The following is an 18,145-nucleotide window of genomic DNA, read 5'->3' as shown; positions in this document are numbered from 1 at the left end:
TGTTCCGCAGTCCATACCCATCGCCCAGGTGAAAACCAGAAACCGATGCAGAGACGCGGAGAAATCGGCGGAGGATCCTTTATGAATGAACAAACGTGGCTCGAGCAGAAACTGGCCCAGAATGGCTTTACGCTCGAAGATCTGAGCAAGCAGACCGGAATCGATCGCTCAACGCTTTTAAAAATGGCAGAGAAGGAAGAAGCCAGAGACGAACAGTGGAATACGGTGCTTTCCGTACTGAACAGCTATCCGATTCTGTATACGCCTTCTGCAGACCTGCTTGATCTTCTGTGCCAGCGCATAGAGCAGAGCTCGGCGCAGGAAATGTGTACCGTTTACTATGGCGTCAACCAGAGCAATCTCATTTTCGCCCTCTGTCAGTTTGAAGACGGCTCGATTCACGGCGCCAATGTGCAGCCGGATTTTCTGCGTTCGCTGCACCTTCCGCTTGGTGAAGTGCTCCAGCTGTTTCAGGCGCAGGAACTGGCTCTTGAAAACGGAAAGCTGAGCTGAAGACACGGAAAAGCGTGTGCAAAAGAAAAGTCAGACATCTGCCTGTCCTTCTGTGTCAGAGCAGACAAGGCTGAACTGAATCCAGAGGGACTGGAAAGAACACAGAAACAGCGCTGTGATTTCTCAAAAGGAGCACAGCGCCGTTTGTTTCGTTATTCTTTTCAAATTGGTTCCGAAAACTTTAAGAGTTTTCGCCATAATCAGAGCTGAAGTACGATACCCGTAATCGCGCAGATGACAATCAGCGCGATCGGGTGGAGCTTTAAAGGAGAAGGCCACGATGCCAAAAAGCACGATGAGGCCCAGATTGATCCAGAAGCTCTGATTCAGTACGAATCCCGAAGGGAAGAGTACGCTGACCACTACGCCGATGGCCGCCGATACGATCAGCGCGCAGGAAGCGGGGCGCAGTCCGTAAAACGCGTCCTGTACGTAGGGGTTGTCCTTGGCCGACTGCAGAACCCGTGCGATCACGCAGATGATGATGACGCTTGGCATGACCAGAGCAGCCGTTGTCAGAATTCCGCCGAGAATGTTATTGCCGGTGGCGTGATAGCCGACGTAGGTTGCCATGTTAATGCCGATCGGTCCCGGAGTGGATTCGGAAATGGCGATCATGTTGAGCAGATCCTGTTCGGTAAACCAGTGATAGCGCTCCATCATCTCATAAAGAAACGGGATGGTGGCCAGACCGCCGCCGACCGAAAACAGACCGGTTTTGAAAAATTCAAGGAAAAGGGTCCAGTACAGACTAAGCATGACGGTCCTCCTCTGGCTTTACGCTCTCTTCCAGCTTGGCGCTCGCCTTTGCGGGCACGTTCGCGTCGGATTTTGATTGCGCAGACGGCGTTTCTGTCGTATCTTGTTTTGGCTGATTCGTCGCAGACGACGCTTTGGCTTTAGCTAACGCCGGCCACTTTACAGGCGCTTTCTTTCCCAGAATGCCTGCGGCGGCTGCCAGGATGACGATGATCGTCGCGGAAAGCAGATTGAAGTAGGAAAGTCCCAGAAACAGGACAAACAGAGCCAGAGCGTACCAGTCTTTGACGCCGGCTTTGAACATCTTCAAAACGGCCTGCATAATCAGAACGCATACCGCAATACGGATGCCCGCCAGGGCGTGCTGAACGATCGGCTGATCCGCAAACGAGGTCATCAGCGACGCGATCAGCATGATGATGACCAGCGAAGGAAAGACGATGCCGGCTGTCGCCATGATGGCGCCGGGGGTCTTTTTCTGGGAGTATCCGACAAACGTGGCGGTATTGACGGCGATGATTCCTGGTGTACACTGACCGATGGCGTAATAGTCCATCAGTTCGTCATACGTTGCCCAGTGCTTCTTGTTGACGACTTCTTTTTCCAGCATGGGAAGCATGGCCAGTCCGCCGCCAAACGTGAACAGGCCGATTTTGGAAAAGGTTAGAAATAAATCTGCATAAATGTTCATAAGCGTTAAATTCCGTTTTTCCTTAGTTTGTTCTCTGATTCTTTGAGGGTCAACACTTTCGACTTGAAACAGGTCAGCAGGCTTGAGAAAAGCGGAAGAAAATTACACGATGAGAAAAGGTTAGAGACTTTATTTACAATCCAGGCAGGATGACGTGTATATTCCTGTCTTGAAATGAGGTTGATTATGAAACGATTGAAACGGCTTCTCAAGCCGGTGATTGCGCTGTCCCTGTTCGTGCTGACAGGATGTTCTGGCGGATCCGGACAGGATCTGAAAGTGGTCAGCGACAAAACCGTAGAGCTTGGTGAAACAGTATCCCTGGCTCCTTCCGAGTATCTGTTAAACGAGCCGGATGAGAGCATTCTGAACGAAATTACCGTCGATTCCGATCTGAAGACGGATTCCGACAAATATACCTATAACGGCTTCAAGGAAACCGTCACATCCAAAGATAAGAAGTACCTCGATATCGGTACGTACAAGCTGACGCTCAAATACGACGGCAAGGACTATCCGGTAACGCTGCGCGTGGAAGATACCGTGATGCCGGAGTTCATTTCGCCTTCCGCAGTCGTTACGATTCCGGTCGGCAAAACCGACTTCGATTTCTCGAAAATTTATCGGACCGACGATAAATCGGATGTGGAAATCCGCCTTGACGGTTTTTATAACCTGAACAAGGAAGGCACGTATCCGGTAACGATCGTGGCGACCGACGCGGCCGGCAACACGAACTCGATCGAAATTACGATCAACGTCGTTGCCGACAATACCCACATTACTGCGTCCGATCAGTTCGATGACGAAGTGGTTCCGTCTCCAGATGGGGACGACACCAGCAATGGCTCCCAGACGCCGGTGATTCCTGATCCGGAAGAACCGGTCGATGATCAGAAGCCCGACAAACCGAGCGTTCCGACGGCCTGCTCGATTTCCACGCTGCCTGCCGGTGCAGAAAGCGCGGAAGTCTACTACAGCTTCTCCGATCTGTACGCAGCCGGTACCGCATGGAATCAGCTTTCTCCAAACAACTATTTCTTCTATCTTGAAGGCGCGGACGACTGCGGAAACAAAGTCTACTTCCTGACTAAGGGAACGCAGACTCCGGATCCATCCGCCCAGCCCCAGCAGACGCCAAATGCTGCCGGAGACGACAATTCCAAATAGAAACTGCCAAAGACCCAGCCAGAAAAGCCGGGTCTTTTTGCGCTCTTTTGGGCTTCTGCACGGCTGCTGCGCTGCTGCTTTCGGTTTTGACGCAGCAGCTTTCTGCCGCTGGATCACCGGAAAACCGGCACTTTTCTCCATGATTGCAGGCGCAGAAGACAAGGCCAGAACCGGAGGACAAATGAAGAAAATCTGGTCGGCCATTTTCGAAAAAGGGCGGTCAGTCCATCGAAAAGCTAGTGTATCATTTAAATCAGATAGAAGTATATTTTGCGAGACACGCCTCGCACGATTTTACGATGCCCGCAATGAAAGGGGGCTGAGGATGAAATACAGTTTTGATGAAGTTATCGATCGAACCGGATACCGTTGTGCCAAATACGACGAACGCCTGCAGAAATTCGGTCGGGCGGATGTCCTTCCGCTCTGGGTGGCGGATATGGATTTCAAAACGGCACAGCCGATCATTGACGCCTGTGTCGCCAAGGCAAAAGAAGGCATTTGGGGCTATACATCAAGACCCGACAGCTATTTTCAGGCGGTCCAGGACTGGCAGCTGCGGCGAAACCAGTGGAAGCCGGATACGAAGTTAATGAGCTGGAGTCTTGGCGTCGTCCCGGCCATGAGCGCCATTTTGCACATCTTTTCCGATCCGCAGGATCGTATTCCCATTCAGACGCCGGTGTATTCCGACTTTTACGACATCGTTGAGGACAGCGGTCGAATTGTGGTCGAAAACCGGCTGCTGGAACAGAACGGGCGCTGGCAAATCGATTTTGATGATTTTGCCCGAAAGGCCAGAACATGCAGAATTTTCCTGATTTGCAGTCCGCACAATTCCGTCGGACGGGTATGGAGCCGGGACGAACTTACACGCATGGCGCAAATCTGCATCGAAAACGATGTGCTGATCGTTTCGGATGAAATTCATTCGGATCTGATTTTTAACGGGTGTCGACATATCCCGACCGCGTCTCTGTCGGAAGATATTGGTCGGCATGTCATCACGGCACCTCTATTTCCAAGACGTTCAACCTCGCCGGAATGCAGGCCAGTACGACGATTTTCCGGATGCGAAGAAAAAGAGCGTTTCGACCGCTTCTGGGGCGCCATGGACATTCATCGAAACAACGCCTTCAGTTCCGTGGCGATGGAAGCGTCGTACCGGCATGGCGAAGAGTGGCTGGACCAGCTTCTCTTCTATTTGCAGGAAACTTTGACTGCGTCTGCGACTTCTGCAAAAAATGGATTCCGCAAATCCGGCCAAATCATCCCAATGCAACGTATCTGATATGGCTGGACTGCCGGGATCTGCATCTGAGCGATGATGCGCTGCGCGATTTTTTCATTGAGAGGGCTGAACGAAGGGCGATCGTTTGACCGCAGCTCCGGCTATATGCGCCTGAACGCCGCCTGTCCAAGATCCATTCTCGAACAGGCTATGCATCGGCTCAAAAAGGCCGTCGACGACCTGGTGACAGAAGGCAGGCAAAAGCAGGAAACGGCATGAGATAGAACGGTGTGAGATAGAAGAAAACAGGAAATACGGTCAGGGAAAGGAAGGAAAGACTTATGAATAAGGAAAGTCCGCTCTATGCGGCGTATACGCAAATACTGAAGGACGAACTCATTCCCGCAATGGGATGCACGGAGCCGATTGCGATTGCCTATGCCGCGGCTAAAGCCAGAGACGTGCTTGGATGTCTGCCGGAGTCCGTAAATGTGTCCGTCAGCAGCAATATTATCAAAAACGTAAAAAGCGTCGTCGTTCCCAATACGGACGGAAGCAAAGGCATTGCGGCCGCAGCCGCCGCGGGAATTGTGGCAGGAAAGGCGGATCAGGCGCTTGAAGTCATCGCTCAGGTCACTCCGGAGCAGAAAGCACAGATGTACGCCTTTTTGAAGCAGACGCCCATCACGGTCGAAGCAATCGATCATGGTCTCGTTTTTGATCTGATCGTCTCGCTTCAAAGCGGCCGGCAGACGTCTTCAGTCCGGATTGCCAACGCCCACACGCAAATTGTCTTCATTGAGAAAAATGGCCAGATACTTCTGGATCGAACCGATCAGATCGACAGCTCCTGCGCATACGATGGGGCGTTCAGAAGCGGACAGATCGATCCGGATCTTCTGACCGTCGAAAAGATTTATGAATTTGCAAACGACTGCGACATTGAAGATGTCCGGGCCGTTCTCGACCGTCAGATCGCGTACAATACGGCGATTGCCGAAGAAGGGCTGCGCCGCAGCTATGGCGCTAATATCGGATCGACGATGCTCAAATACTATGGCAATACCATACGCAATCGGGCGATCGCCAAAGCGGCAGCCGGATCGGATGCGCGCATGAGCGGCTGCGAGCTGCCCGTCATCATTAATTCCGGTTCAGGAAACCAGGGCATGACGGTTTCCATCCCGGTCATTGAATACGCAAAGGAGCTGAACTCCAGCAAAGAGCAGCTGTACCGGGCTCTGGTGCTTTCCAATCTCATCGCCATTCACGAAAAGACCGGAATCGGGCGTCTGTCCGCCTACTGCGGAGCGGTCACAGCCGGCTGCGCGGCAGGATGCGGAATCGCCTTTTACAGGGTGCGGATCGCAAGGCGATTGAACACACGCTGGTCAATTCGCTGGCGATCGTTTCGGGCATCATCTGCGATGGCGCCAAGCCAAGCTGTGCCGCGAAAATCGCTTCGAGCGTGGAAGCGGGCATTCTGGGCTATCACATGTACTTGAACGGCCAGGAATTTTTAGGCGGCGACGGCATTGTCACCAAAGGCGTGGAAAACACGATCCGAAATATCGGACGCCTTGGCCGGGAAGGCATGCGGCAGACCGATCAGGAAATCGTGCAGATCATGCTGGGCTGTTCGGACCGCACGCTCTGAGTCCTGCAGAGCTTTTCAAGGCAAAGTCCATAAAATCAAACGAATCGAATGAAAAGATCGCCGAATGGAAAAGGATTGTCTGCCGGTTCGGCTATAATTCCCCAAACAGAGCGGATTCCAGACGTTCCGGACGCCCGTGAGGCGGCCGCATTCCGGAATCCGGAAAGGAGTTTTTATGAAAGTCGTTATTGTTGGCGGAGTAGCCGGCGGCGCCACAGCAGCTGCCCGCATCCGCCGTCTGGATGAGCAGGCGCAGATTACGGTATTTGAACGCTCGCATCATATTTCGTATGCCAACTGCGGCCTGCCGTATTACATTGGCGGCGTTATTTCCGACCGCCGCGATCTCACGCTCCAGACCCCGGAAAGCTTCGACGCGCGCTTTCGCGTAAACATGAAAGTCCGTCATGAAGTGACCGCCATTCATCCCGATCGTAAAACTGTCTCGGTGACGAATCTGGAAACCGGGGAAACGTTTGAAGAACCGTATGACAAGCTGCTGCTTTCCCCAGGCGCAAGACCGGTGCTTCCGCGTTTAACCGGCATGGACGCCGATCAGCTGTTCACGCTGCGTACGGTAGAAGATACGCTTCGCGTCAAGGACTATATCGATACGCATCATCCCAGATCGGTCGTTCTGGCCGGCGGCGGCTTTATCGGCATGGAGCTGGCGGAAAATCTGCGCGAACTTGGCATCGACGTGACCATCGTGCAGCGACCGAAACAGCTCATGAACCCGTTTGATCCGGACATGGCGGCGCTGATTCAGGGCGAAATGCGGCGGCATGGCGTAAAGCTGGCTCTCGGCCAGACGGTAGAAGGATTTCGAAAAAGGAAAACGGTGTGGATGTTCTGCTCAAGGAGCAGGCGCCTCTTCACGCCGACATGGTCATTCTGGCTATCGGCGTCGCGCCGGATTCAAAGCTGGCCAAGGACGCCGGTCTGAAGCTGGGCATCAAGGACAGCATTCTCGTCAACGAGCGCATGGAAACGTCCGTTCCGGACATTTACGCCGTCGGCGATGCTGTTCAGGTTTCTCATTATGTAACCGGCGATCCGGCCCTGATCGCACTGGCCGGCCCGGCGAATAAACAGGGACGCATTGCAGCCGATAACATCTGCGGCAAGGACAGCCATTACAAAGGCTCGCAGGGCAGCAGCATTCTGAAAGTCTTTGACCTCGATGCCGCCGTCACCGGGCTAAGTGAGACGGCCGCCCGCAAAGCCGGTCTCGATGTCGACTCCGTCATTCTTTCTCCGATGAGCCATGCCGGCTATTATCCCGGCGGCAAAGTCATGACTATGAAAGTCGTCTTTGAAAAGGGAACGTACCGTCTTCTCGGCGCGCAGATCGTCGGCTATGAAGGAGTGGACAAGCGCATCGATGTGCTGGCGACCGCCCTTCACTGCAAAATGAACGCGGTCGATCTCAGGATCTCGATCTGGCGTACGCTCCGCCGTATTCCTCGGCAAAAGATCCTGTAAACATGGCGGGATTCATGATCGAAAACATCCGGGACGGCATTTTGAAGCAGTGGCATCTCGACGATCTGGAGGCGATCGAACACAATCCCGATGTAACCCGGCTCGATGTGCGCACGAATGGAGAATATGCGTGGGGCCATATCGAAGGCTTTCTAAATATTCCTGTCGATGAACTGCGCGGGTGCCTGAATGAACTTGATCCCAGAAAACCGGTTTACGTCATCTGCCAGAGCGGTCTGCGCAGCTACATCGCCTGCCGGATTCTGGAAGCCAACGGGTTTGACTGCTACAACTTTGCCGGCGGATATCGCTTTTACGATGAAGTTACGCACGAACGGCAGCTGGTGGAATCGGCCTTCCCCTGCGGCATGGATCGATAAGAAAGATCCGGCACAGACAAGCCGCTGAAAAAGAAACATCTGAAACAGAGCGGGAAAAAGAACGGCTGAAAAGAAATTCATAAACATAAAAGGAATACAGGGACGAACATGGCCTTTCGCGGTGTTCGTCCCTGTCCGTTTTCTGCATGTCCGGTGAAAACTGGAAACCCAAAGTCCCGGACGAAGCACAAAAAATCTGTACCCGATCTGCCGGAGCAGAATTCAAGGTACAGATTTTCATTTCAATGGAGTTTAGAGCCAGAAGGCAAAGGCAGCAGTAATGGAATCGATGATGGATGCTGGATCGACAGCCGATGCCGGGGCGGAAGATGTCGGATCCTGAATGATCCACATGCCGTTTTCATCTACGCCAGTCGCTACGAGGAAATGCGGATTTTCGTTGTCGCCCTGCTGGAGAATGACAATATCGCCGGCGGCAAGCGCGTCTCCGATCTGCGTCTGGTAAGCGGGCAGCGGATTCATCGGAATGCCCCAGTTTAAAGCGGCTCCCGCGAAAATGGAATCGCCGTCGCGAGCGGGCGTTAGATCGTATTCATATTGACGGGCAAAATCCGCAACCGTAACGGGGTTGAACGTCGGATCCTGAAGAAGCCAGGAGAACACTTCGGAAATGGCGGTCGGGGCGCCTCCGGTCTGTACGAACAGGCCGTTTCCATACTGCATATAGCCCCAGTCCGGATTGGCAGTTTTCAGATCCTGCAGCGCGTCGGTTGCAATCTGCGCGTCCCGGTTGCCGTCCTTGTTGGCACTCGGATAAGCGAGAATGAAATCCACCATGGATGGATCCGAGGCGGCCAGATTGACGATGGCTCCAGGCCATGCCGAAGAATCGGTAAAGAACTGCTCGAACAGACGGACTTTTTCCGGCTGCTCCGGAACCGTAATTTCACTGGTCGCATTCAGCTGATCCCGTGCAGCTGCATCGCCGTTTTTGGCGGCTTCGATCGTTGTCAGAAAGGATTGATCGTACGCGTCGAGAGCGGCCTGCTTCATTGTGTTAAATGCGCCTTCGTCCCAGTCGTCCGGCTTAACGGCATTGTTGACCAGGGCGGTAAAGTCATCGTACTGCTTCATCGCCTCGGTTTCGGCGGTCTGGTATGCCGAAGAAGAAGGCATGCCTGATTTGTGATGGAGATAGACGACCGCAAGCAGAGACGTCAGCGTCACGGCCAGAACCAGAATCAGAACGGGAAGAACAAGCGATCCCTTTCGTTTCTTTGGCTTTGCCGGTGCCGGCTGCGCTTTGCGCGAGCGGGAAGACCGGGATGGAAGATCGACTTCATAGTCGTCTTCTTCGTCATAGTTTTCGTCATCCCAGAGCTCTTCATCCGCGAGATCTTCATCAAATAACTGACGCTCTTCCTTTGGGGAAGGGCGCCTGGACGCTTCGCGAGTGGCAGCCTCCCGATTCGCCTTGCGGCTTTTTGGTTTTTCTGTGTTATTTTTCATGACGATATTTTAACATACGGCTGTTCCCGGTCGAATACGCCATACTAAATTCAGCCAAATTGATGGGCACGCCAGCGCTTTGTCAACGCTGACGCACTAGACGCGGCACGATATGAAAACCTTTTCCTTTTTACAGGACGAGCCCAAAGAAAAATACGGCGCAATTTGGAAAAGCTGCGCCGCTTAGAAAATTGAAAGCTGAAAGATTTCTTTTACAATACCGTATTGTGTGCCGCCCATTTCGCGGCGTTTTTGAAAGCGCACAGGATCCGATTGCCCAATGCGGCTTCTGGTTTCAACGGTCGGAACGCTCTTAGCATCCGCTATAAATGAAAAGGCCAGAACTGGAAACAGGAGAGACATGAATACAAACCATAACGATACAAACCCAAATCCGTCTGCTTCTTCCCGACTCGAAGAGAAGGACTGGCAATGGGAAAGTCCGGAAGAAAAAGAACGAAACGACAGGCTGTTTTCCTCAAGCGCTGCCGATTCGCTGGCCTCTCTTTCCAGAACACCGGACAAAACCGGCCGACGGACCCGAAAAACACAGAACAGACGATGAAGAAAACGGCTTTGAAAAAGAGCCGGCCAGTCGCGCCGATCAGAGCGCTCACTCTGCCGCTTCTTCAGCGTCAAATCGGACGAGTGCGCGAAAAGCCGGGAAGCAGGCGGCGCGAACGTCCGCAGGAAAACCTGTGAAGAAGCACCATTTTATGCGACGTACGCTGATCGGCCTGCTGGCGTTTGCGGCGGCCTCCTTTGGGGCGTATAAAATTTATCCGCTCGTGGCCGGACCGCAGATCGGCTCCGCCTCGCTTTCTTCCGAGCAGATCGATGAAATGGTCCGCAGCCGTCTGATGAACCAGACGAGCCGCAATCTGCAGCGCATTCCCGTCTTCGCGCACCGCGGCTTTGTCGAAGACAATCTGGACAATACGTTCGCTTCGTTCGATCTGGCGCTGCTTTCCGGCTGCCCCCAGGTCGAGCTGGATGTACGCACCAGTTCGGACGGTGTGCTGTATGTCTGCCACGACGATTCGCTGAAAGGACCGGCGGGTCTGGACTGGAACATTACCGAACATACGAGCGAAGAACTCGACCAGATCATTTTGCATAACGGAGAAAAGCTGCACCGCCTGTCGGAAGTAATCGGCCGCTATCGCGATCAGCTCATTTACCTGATTGAATTCAAGGACGATCGAAACGATCCTCAGCCGTTTCTGGATGTCGTCGAAGCGTATCCCCAGTACGCTTACACGATGCAGGTGCAGTCCTTTTATACCGGCATTCTCGAAGCCATCCACGAAAAGCTGCCGAACATGTTTGTTCAGCTGCTCGTCAATAAATATACGGAAATCGATCCGGCGCTAGGCTGCGACTGGCTGGATTCGCTTGCGCTCGATGAAAAGCTCATTTCGCAAAAGCGGATCGAGCAGATCCATGCGGCAGGCAAGGAAGTCTGGCTCTGGACCGTCGATGATCCCGATGCCATTCACCGCTATCTCTCATGGGGTGCTGACGGGGTCATTACCGACACGGAAAACGCCGTCCTCATTTATAAGGAAATGGCACAGAGCGCACAAAACTGAGTTCGACAGGAAATGCGTACTTCCAGACGCGTCTGAAGAATTGAGCAGTACAGGAATTGGAAACAAAAGGCAGAAGAAAAGGGGTTCCGCTTTCCTTCTGCCTTTTGAAGTTCTGGAAAATGAAAAGATAATCCGAAAATTAGCAGAAAGACCCACCTGTCCGGAAAAGATAAAATCCCTGCAAAACCGTTCGCGTTTTCCATCTTTTCCGGATCAAAGAGGGATCTGAAATGAGAACAGCCGGGCGGGCAAACGAGTCACTGCCTCGCCAGAAAAGAAACAGAATGAAAAAGGAACCGGCAGCCCGTCTGAAATCGGTGCCGTTTCCATCGGACTGAACCTGGCGCACCGCCAAAAGCACCGGCGTGCGGAAAAGAAAATGCCGGTGAAAAAGGAAAAATTCAAAGACATTCGGGCAAAATGTTATACTGAAGGTCGCGTCTTCCCAAAGAAGAGCGTCCTGTCTGAAATAAAGCGATTTCTGGTTTGCGGGCAGGGAATACAAATGAATTTCCAAATGCTTGAGCATATAATATAAAACAGAGTGAAGGAGATCTTATGGCGAAAAAAGTGTCTACGCTTCCATCGAAATTGCCGACCGGGAAGTACGGCTTGCAGTCGTGGAAATCTTTAATAACCGAAGCAATGTTTTACGCGTGGAGCGCTGCGCACACTCCGGTATCTCCAACGGAAAGATTACCGATGAAAAGAAGTAACCAACGCCGTGAAACAGGCCCTCAGTCAGGCAGAAAATGCGCTTGGCTACCGCATCGAACGCGTTCTGCTCGCGGTTCCCAGCCGCGGCGTCAAAAACGTCAATACCAAAGTGCACATCGATATCGACGACGGTACGCATACCGTTCGCCGCTTCCATCTTCAGCAGGGGCTGAAGACGGCGATGCATGCCGCAAGCTTTGACGACGAAGTGCTGATCAACGTCAACCGGATTCAGTATTTCATCGGGGCCACCCATCTTGATGAGATGCCGTTTGGCTGCGATGCGGCGGAATTCGATATGGACGTCGATCTGCTGTATGGAAACCGGGAACTGGTGTTCTCCTATGTCAAGGCAGTGGAAGATGCCGGCATTCAGGTCATGGACATTGCGGTCGATCTGTACGCAGCCGCAAAGGAAACCGGATCGCTTCTGCAGTCCGCGGACGCGCCGGTCATTCTGATCAGCCTGGAGGCCGATCATACCGCGCTGGCCCTGCTCAATCAGAACAAAATCGCCTTCTGTGCTGTGATTGATCAGGGATACCAGTCCTTCATTGAAAAGCTTCAGGATCGCTATCAGCTTTCCGACAGCGCCGCATGGCGTCTGCTCGAAAACCTCTTCAGCGTTCCGAAGGAAGACGATGAGGACCGTGTGATCTACATTGAACAGCAGGAAAATCGCCGTGTGGAAATCACTCGAAAAGAACTGGCCGATGCCGTTCTGCCCCGCATGCGCAGCTGGATCGCGGAAATCAATGCCGCCTGTCAGGCGATTGTAAGCCAGACCAAAGCCCGCTATCTGATTACCGGTCAGGGCTCGAACATTCCGGTTCTGCGCGATCTGCTCAAGGATTTCAATGCGTCTGCGGACGTTTATTCCGTTTCGAGCATCGGTGCCCGCAGCGGATGCTTTGTCGTGCCGCTGGGCATGGCGTACGTCTGGGAAGACGGCAATGAAATTCAGGGCCGCGACAAAATTTCCGTCAATAACAACGAACTGGAAGAAAGCATCGAGTCCATTACCCGCTATGTCAAAGATGAAGAAGGCGGATTTACCCGTAAGCTCAAGCGCGTAATACTTACGTCGAAAAACTAGCGGCTTCACCCTTGCCGGAAAAACGAATCATACGATTCGGATTTGACGCAAGATTGGAAAACAGAAAACCAAAAACGGAAATATCCGACAGAAAACCTGTACGATAGGATATCAGGACAAATGAGCGTAAAATGCGGCCATACAGGCGCATATCGCGCTTGTCTGAAGTCTTTATGGACATAGGATTATCGAACCATCGAAACAAGGAATAAAGGAGAGTATTCACATGCCAGAACTGAATCAGAGAGCGAATATTAAAGTCATTGGCGTTGGCGGCGGCGGAAGCAATGCGGTCAATCGCATGGTTATGGACGGACTGCAGGGCGTAGATTTCTACATCGCCAACACGGACGTTCAGGTTATGAAAAGTTCCCCGGTAGAAAAGAAAATCGTACTGGGCAACGATTCGACCAAGGGACTTGGTGCCGGAGGCAACCCGGAAGTCGGCCGTAAAGCTGCAGAAGAAACTGAATCCGAAATCCGCGAAGCCATTAAGGGCGCGGACATGGTTTTCATTACCGCTGGAATGGGCGGCGGAACCGGAACCGGTGCTGCACCGCTCGTAGCCAAGCTGGCGAAAGAAGAAGGCGCGCTGACGATCGCGGTCGTTACCCGTCCGTTTACATTTGAAGGCAAACGCCGTTCCAACAATGCGGAACAGGGCATTGAGGAACTGAAAAATATGTCGATTCCCTGATCGTTGTTTCCAACGACAATCTGCTTGAAGTCATCGGCCGCAAGCCGATCGAAGAAGCCTTCCAGGCTGCAGACAACGTACTTCGTCAGGGCGTTCAGACCATTTCGGATCTGATTGCGGTACCTGCCCTCGTGAACCTTGACTTTGCGGACGTTCGTTCCGTAATGGCCAACCAGGGTCGTGCTCTGATCGGTATTGGTATGGCAGACGGCGAAGACAAAGCGCTCAACGCTGCAGAAAAAGCCATCCAGTCCCCGCTGCTCGAATCGGATATTACCGGCGCAAAATCGGCGATCATCAACATCACCGGCGGCGACAAGGTTTCCCTGTATGATGCACAGAACGCGGTTGCGGTGATTCAGGATGCAGCCGGCGGCGACATCGACACCATTTTCGGTATCGCTATTAACGAACAGCTCGGCGACGCGATCATCGTTACCGTTATTGCAACGGGCTTTGAAGACGACGACGCACCGGCAGCGCGCAAGGCCGCAGTAAAGGGCGGAACCAAAAGGCAGAACCTGCCGCTAAGGTTTCTTCCTGTACACACAGCCGCAGGTAACGGCTGGCCGTGCTTCGGTAAGCGCGGAAGTCAAAGCGTCCGAGGATGAAAACATCCCGGATTTCTTCTTCCAGAATCGCTAATTCCATAAAAGATTTGGAAACGATTTAATTTTGAAAATTACAGAGCGAAAGGACCGAACAATCCTTTCGCTTTTTTGATGGAAAATGGGCATGCAGCCAGACAGCCGGACGAAAAAATTATGTTCAATTTTGTGAAATCCAAACCCCTCAATCTCGGTCCAGAAAGAGAGCTTTGAACGAAAAAGCAGATAAATTAACAACAAAGTGTTTTAATAAAGAGTATAGACGAGCTATCTGTTCCACTTTCTGACAATGGATCGGAAAATGGACAGAAAAAGGGCGGATTCTTGCCTTTGTTGCATTTGGTGCCGCCTCTCTTTATGATGAGTTCGAAAATTCTGGAGGTTTACTATGTCTTCACCACGACAATCAAGGCCGGAGAATCGGCGTACTTACCGTAATTCCGCACCGAAAAGCACCAGAAGATCGAACCCCCAGGGCCGGCGTTCTTCTGGAGCAGAAGACTGGTACGATGACGATTACGAGTACGTAAACGTCTCTTCGAAAGCCAGCCGCCGCAAGGCACCGACTGTTCCCAGTTCCGTCCGGAAAAAGAAAAACGCAATCGCCGTCCCGGCATTCTGGCCTGGCTGATCAGCCTGGCTGCCTTATGTGCCGGCGGCTATTTCATTTTGAGCTCTTCCGTCTCGACATTTTGCCGCTGATGTATCTCTTCATTTTCGTGGCCGTTCTCAGTCTGCTTCTTCTGCTTTTTGTGTGGATCTGGCTGGGCAAGACACGGCGGCCGGTATCCAGGACGATCATGGCTATTCTTGTGATCGTACTTGGCGTCGGCTGCGGCGTGGGTGGCGTCTATGCGCGGGCGACCGAAGATATGTTTACGGAAATTTCCTCGCTGACGGATCGCAAAGCCAACGTCATTTCCTTTTATACGCTCAAAGGCAACCATATTACGGAACCCGATCAGCTTAAGGACGGTACGGTAGGCTATGTAGACGGTCTCGATTCCCATACGCAGGACGCGTTAGAAAGCCTGCGCAAACAGGGCGCTTCCTTTACCCCCGTGCAGTACGATTCGATCTACTCGCTGGTCGACGCGCTCTTCGATCATGAAGTGACCACGATCGCCTTCCCGGAAAACAATCATGAAGAGCTGTACGAGGCCGCTAATGACGAAAACCAGTACAGCGCGCTGAATACGTTTGCCAACATCACGGACGAATACATTTACTATACCGATCGCGACGCGTCGTCTATCACGCCGTCCGATCCGGTTGCCAACATCATGAGTGATCCCTTTACGGTCCTGATTTCCGGAAACGACAGTTACGGAACGATCGATACGGTTTCCCGTTCGGATGTAAACATGTTAGTGACGGTGAATCCGCGAACCGCACAGATTTTGATGATCTCCATTCCGCGTGACACGTATGTGACGGTATCCTGCGAAAAGAATTCCCGTGCCTGCGAAGCGGTGGACGGCTCGACCGATAAGCTGACCCATACCGGCATTTACGGCGTGGGCACGACGGAAAGCACGATTGAAGATTTCCTGGGCGTGCCGATCAATTACTATGTACGTGTGAACTTCTCGTCGCTGATCAATCTGATCGATGCGGTCGGCGGCGTGGATATTGATGTACCGGAAGGACAGGAAGTGGAACGCTTTTACGCCAACGGAGAAGAAGGCGTGCATGCGGGCGTCAATCATCTCGACGGCGACCGTGCGCTTGCCTTTGCCCGGGAACGTCATGCGTATGTCGACGGCGACAACCAGCGTGTCAAAAATCAGGCGATGGTCATGAAGGCGCTGATTCGCAAATGCATGTCTCCATCGATGTTCATCAACTACCCGAAGGTGGCCAAAGCAGTATCGACGGCGATCGATACGAACATGAGCGCCCGGGAGTTGAAATCCCTCGTGACGCTGGAAATTGCCAGACGTCCGGACTGGAACATTCAGAACTATGCCATTGCGGGCGAATCGTCTTTTGAATACTGCGCGACGCTCAATACGACGGCGAGCGCTTCCATCGCCGTTCCGTCCATGGTGGAATACGCGAAATCGCTTATCGCGGATGTGCGTGCAGGCGAAACGATCGAAATTTCTCCCGAAGCCATTACCCCGTCGGTCGATCTCACACAGGATCAGACCCAGACGGAACAGGATAATGCCTACAACGAACCGCTCGTTACCGATCCGTACGGCTATGGTCAGGATTATGTCGATCCTGGCTACGATCCGTATCAGCAGCCGGCGCAGGATTACGGCTATACCGATCCGAATGTGCAGTACGATGCCTGGGGCAATCCCATCGATCCTTCGGCGAGTCCGTTCATCGGCTATGACGAATGGGGCAATCCGATCTACGGCGGATAGCCAAACCTTTCCTTTGAATTTTGTTCAGGCGAAAAGCAAATCGAAGCTTTTCGCCTTTTGTCTGAACCGGCAAAACGGTTCGCCTGGACGTGAGGCCCTTCTGCCTTTCCGCGCTCCTGCCGCTCTGTTTCCGCAGGACTGGAAACAGGGGAAAAAGAGGAAATGAGCAGGGAAGGACTGAACCCGATATAATGAGGATGTTATGAAATTGGATATTACATCGCGCACAGCTGCTGCGAAGCTCAAATATTTCTGCTGGATCCTGCTGTTCTTTCTGCTGAGTCTGCTGGTCGGGATCTTCATGTTCAAATCCAGATAGCGGGAGGTTTCATGAAGACAAACAAGACCGCGCTGATCTGCATCAGCGACACGTACCTGCCAAGAGCCAGACTTCTCGCCAGACAGTATCAGAAGCATGGCGAAGAGACCGTTATTCTTACGCCGGATTTTTCGCACAAAACCAAGGCGCCCTTCTCGTCAGATGAAGAAGGCATCGTCAGGCTTCGCCATCGGCCCTACCAGAAAAACCTGTCGTGGCAAAGACTGCTGGGACATATGGAATTTGCCAGACGTGCCAAAACGTGGCTGGAAGACTGGAAGCCGGATCGCATCCATTGTCTGATTCCGGCCAATTCGCTGGCGATGGAAATTGGACGCTACAAGCGAAAGCATCCGGACGTCTGCCTGATTTTTGATATCAACGATCTGTGGCCTGAATCGCTGCCGGTCGGCTCCTGGTTTGGCAAAACGCCGCCGGCCTGGATCTGGAAGCATATGCGAAACGGCTATTTAAAAGACGCGGATCTTCTGGCCAGCGAATGCGCTCTGTTTCAGAAAAAATTCAGGAGCAGACCGGTCTGCCCGCGCAGGTGATGTACTGGTCGGCCGGAACGGAAGAAACTTTTACAGCGCATTCTGCTTTTGAAGATACGGAGCATCTGAATCTCTGCTATCTGGGGTTTGTCAACAACATCATTGACCTCGATACGATGGAAACTCTGTTTCAGGCGCTTCATGCACGTACGGCGGTTCGCCTGCATCTGATTGCGCAGGGACAGCGCCGCGACGAAATGGTCGAGCGGCTTTCCCGTACTGTGAAATCATCGATTACGGAGCCGTCTATGATCCAGAGCAGAAACAGTCGATTTTTGATGCCTGCGCGTTTGGCATCAACATTATGAAACCGGACGTACAGGCCGGCCTTTCCATGAAGACGCTCGATTATTTACAGGGCGGGCTTCCGGTCATTAACAGTCTGGAAGGCGATGTGCACGACTGGATCGAAGAGTACAGATGCGGGATCAACATCGACCGCAGCCGTCTCGAACAGACCGCAAAGGAAATTGCGGAGGCCGCTCAAAATCAGTTAGAGGCCATGCGAAAGGCGGCCCGTCAGGTTTTGAAACGGATCTGTCTCTGTCGGCGTTTGAAAAAGCTTTGAAATCCTGTGGCAAAGCGAGCAGAATCTCACAAAACACAGCAGGAAATGAATTCAGAATGGCCCATTGGAATAAAGCCGGGCGTTTGTAAGCGGAGTATGCGCGCAGGCGGGCGGCTTTTTGCGATCTGTCGCGCAAAAGATCACAATACGGAATATGGATCATTCTGCCCGTCTGGATGTATAAACCTTTCGGCAGGCTGTACTTGCGGGATAAAATCGCGGCGTGACTGCATGAGACATACGCAGACGGTTTCTGTAGC

The 18,145-nt window shown here is 52.7% G+C and carries 16 protein-coding genes and 3 pseudogenes; 15 read left to right on the top strand and 4 right to left on the bottom strand.

Annotated features, from left to right (window positions below; all coding sequences use genetic code 11):
* The first annotated feature begins 81 nt into the window (after nt 1–81).
* On the top strand, nt 82–513 hold the full coding sequence (locus KWG61_RS13885) for a hypothetical protein (RefSeq protein ID WP_230267624.1): 432 nt from the start codon (nt 82–84) through the stop codon (nt 511–513).
* Between the two features lie 123 nt (nt 514–636).
* On the opposite strand, the gene KWG61_RS13880 is transcribed toward KWG61_RS13885, so the two are convergent.
* Both KWG61_RS13880 and KWG61_RS13875 read right to left on the bottom strand, forming a co-directional pair.
* On the bottom strand, nt 637–1,272 hold the full coding sequence (locus KWG61_RS13880) for a chromate transporter (RefSeq protein ID WP_242744329.1): 636 nt from the start codon (nt 1,270–1,272) through the stop codon (nt 637–639).
* On the bottom strand, nt 1,265–1,963 hold the full coding sequence (locus KWG61_RS13875; RefSeq protein WP_230267626.1) for a chromate transporter: 699 nt from the start codon (nt 1,961–1,963) through the stop codon (nt 1,265–1,267). Before KWG61_RS13875 ends, KWG61_RS13880 begins: the two co-directional genes overlap by 8 nt.
* Nucleotides 1,964–2,149: 186 nt before the next feature.
* On the opposite strand from KWG61_RS13875, the gene KWG61_RS13870 reads away from it, so the two are divergent.
* The 7 genes and pseudogenes from KWG61_RS13870 (at nt 2,150) to KWG61_RS13840 (ending at nt 7,886) form a co-directional block, all read left to right on the top strand.
* Complete coding sequence (locus tag KWG61_RS13870; RefSeq protein WP_230267627.1) at nt 2,150–3,133, top strand: hypothetical protein; 984 nt, start codon at nt 2,150–2,152, stop codon at nt 3,131–3,133.
* A gap of 325 nt (nt 3,134–3,458) precedes the next feature.
* The gene (locus KWG61_RS13865; protein WP_242744328.1) at nt 3,459–4,424 is read left to right on the top strand and encodes a MalY/PatB family protein; all 966 of its coding nucleotides are present in this window, start codon (nt 3,459–3,461) and stop codon (nt 4,422–4,424) included.
* Nucleotides 4,425–4,457: 33 nt separating this feature from the next.
* On the top strand, nt 4,458–4,643 hold the full coding sequence (locus tag KWG61_RS13860; RefSeq protein WP_242744327.1) for a hypothetical protein: 186 nt from the start codon (nt 4,458–4,460) through the stop codon (nt 4,641–4,643).
* A 62-nt stretch (nt 4,644–4,705) separates the two neighbouring features.
* Nucleotides 4,706–6,021, top strand: a pseudogene (locus KWG61_RS13855) (serine dehydratase subunit alpha family protein).
* A gap of 175 nt (nt 6,022–6,196) precedes the next feature.
* Nucleotides 6,197–7,011 (top strand): annotated as a pseudogene (locus tag KWG61_RS13850) (FAD/NAD(P)-binding oxidoreductase); the annotation flags it as partial.
* Entirely contained in the window at nt 7,006–7,506 is a 501-nt protein-coding gene (locus tag KWG61_RS13845) for a hypothetical protein (protein WP_367614401.1), read from the top strand. The pseudogene KWG61_RS13850 and the gene KWG61_RS13845, both read left to right, overlap by 6 nt.
* A gap of 14 nt (nt 7,507–7,520) precedes the next feature.
* Nucleotides 7,521–7,886, top strand: coding sequence for a rhodanese-like domain-containing protein (locus KWG61_RS13840; protein ID WP_242744324.1), 366 nt, complete (start codon nt 7,521–7,523; stop codon nt 7,884–7,886).
* A gap of 252 nt (nt 7,887–8,138) precedes the next feature.
* Here the strand turns inward: KWG61_RS13840 and KWG61_RS13835 are convergent, their stop codons facing one another.
* Entirely contained in the window at nt 8,139–9,356 is a 1,218-nt protein-coding gene (locus KWG61_RS13835) for a hypothetical protein (RefSeq protein ID WP_230267631.1), read from the bottom strand.
* Nucleotides 9,357–9,539: 183 nt separating this feature from the next.
* Complete coding sequence (locus KWG61_RS13830; protein WP_242744323.1) at nt 9,540–9,995, bottom strand: hypothetical protein; 456 nt, start codon at nt 9,993–9,995, stop codon at nt 9,540–9,542.
* Nucleotides 9,996–10,072: 77 nt separating this feature from the next.
* Here KWG61_RS13830 and KWG61_RS13825 point away from each other — a divergent pair, with 77 nt between their 5' ends.
* The 7 genes and pseudogenes from KWG61_RS13825 to KWG61_RS13795 all read left to right on the top strand — a co-directional run bounded on the left by KWG61_RS13825 (nt 10,073) and on the right by KWG61_RS13795 (nt 17,885).
* Nucleotides 10,073–10,948, top strand: coding sequence for a glycerophosphodiester phosphodiesterase (locus KWG61_RS13825; RefSeq protein WP_242744322.1), 876 nt, complete (start codon nt 10,073–10,075; stop codon nt 10,946–10,948).
* Between the two features lie 724 nt (nt 10,949–11,672).
* Nucleotides 11,673–12,761 (top strand): hypothetical protein, encoded by a 1,089-nt coding sequence (locus KWG61_RS13820; protein ID WP_242744321.1) that lies wholly within the window; start codon nt 11,673–11,675, stop codon nt 12,759–12,761.
* Nucleotides 12,762–12,987: 226 nt separating this feature from the next.
* A pseudogene (gene ftsZ / locus KWG61_RS13815) lies at nt 12,988–14,069 on the top strand (cell division protein FtsZ).
* Nucleotides 14,070–14,767: 698 nt separating this feature from the next.
* Entirely contained in the window at nt 14,768–16,444 is a 1,677-nt protein-coding gene (locus KWG61_RS13810; protein ID WP_242744320.1) for an LCP family protein, read from the top strand.
* 330 nt (nt 16,445–16,774) lie between these two features.
* Complete coding sequence (locus KWG61_RS13805) at nt 16,775–17,317, top strand: glycosyltransferase (protein WP_242744319.1); 543 nt, start codon at nt 16,775–16,777, stop codon at nt 17,315–17,317.
* Nucleotides 17,314–17,625, top strand: coding sequence for a hypothetical protein (locus tag KWG61_RS13800; protein ID WP_242744318.1), 312 nt, complete (start codon nt 17,314–17,316; stop codon nt 17,623–17,625). Before KWG61_RS13805 ends, KWG61_RS13800 begins: the two co-directional genes overlap by 4 nt.
* Entirely contained in the window at nt 17,622–17,885 is a 264-nt protein-coding gene (locus KWG61_RS13795; protein ID WP_242744317.1) for a hypothetical protein, read from the top strand. Before KWG61_RS13800 ends, KWG61_RS13795 begins: the two co-directional genes overlap by 4 nt.
* The last annotated feature ends 260 nt before the right edge of the window (nt 17,886–18,145 follow it).

This window comes from Allobaculum sp. Allo2 (assembly GCF_022701175.1).
GTDB classification, from domain to species: Bacteria; Bacillota_I; Bacilli_A; order Erysipelotrichales; family Erysipelotrichaceae; genus Allobaculum; species Allobaculum fili.
This window is presented reverse-complemented; position numbering and strand designations above follow the sequence as displayed.

Coding starts and splice junctions, on each gene's coding strand:
- KWG61_RS13860 (WP_242744327.1), top strand. CDS start 4,458: ATGATGCGCTGCGCGATTTTTTCATTGAGAGGGCTGAACGAAGGGCGA.
- KWG61_RS13825 (WP_242744322.1), top strand. CDS start 10,073: ATGCGACGTACGCTGATCGGCCTGCTGGCGTTTGCGGCGGCCTCCTTT.
- KWG61_RS13885 (WP_230267624.1), top strand. CDS start 82: ATGAATGAACAAACGTGGCTCGAGCAGAAACTGGCCCAGAATGGCTTT.
- KWG61_RS13795 (WP_242744317.1), top strand. CDS start 17,622: ATGAAACCGGACGTACAGGCCGGCCTTTCCATGAAGACGCTCGATTAT.
- KWG61_RS13810 (WP_242744320.1), top strand. CDS start 14,768: ATGTATCTCTTCATTTTCGTGGCCGTTCTCAGTCTGCTTCTTCTGCTT.
- KWG61_RS13880 (WP_242744329.1), bottom strand. CDS start 1,272: ATGCTTAGTCTGTACTGGACCCTTTTCCTTGAATTTTTCAAAACCGGT.
- KWG61_RS13805 (WP_242744319.1), top strand. CDS start 16,775: ATGAAGACAAACAAGACCGCGCTGATCTGCATCAGCGACACGTACCTG.
- KWG61_RS13875 (WP_230267626.1), bottom strand. CDS start 1,963: ATGAACATTTATGCAGATTTATTTCTAACCTTTTCCAAAATCGGCCTG.
- KWG61_RS13835 (WP_230267631.1), bottom strand. CDS start 9,356: ATGAAAAATAACACAGAAAAACCAAAAAGCCGCAAGGCGAATCGGGAG.
- KWG61_RS13840 (WP_242744324.1), top strand. CDS start 7,521: ATGATCGAAAACATCCGGGACGGCATTTTGAAGCAGTGGCATCTCGAC.
- KWG61_RS13845 (WP_367614401.1), top strand. CDS start 7,006: ATGGAAACGTCCGTTCCGGACATTTACGCCGTCGGCGATGCTGTTCAG.
- KWG61_RS13870 (WP_230267627.1), top strand. CDS start 2,150: ATGAAACGATTGAAACGGCTTCTCAAGCCGGTGATTGCGCTGTCCCTG.
- KWG61_RS13865 (WP_242744328.1), top strand. CDS start 3,459: ATGAAATACAGTTTTGATGAAGTTATCGATCGAACCGGATACCGTTGT.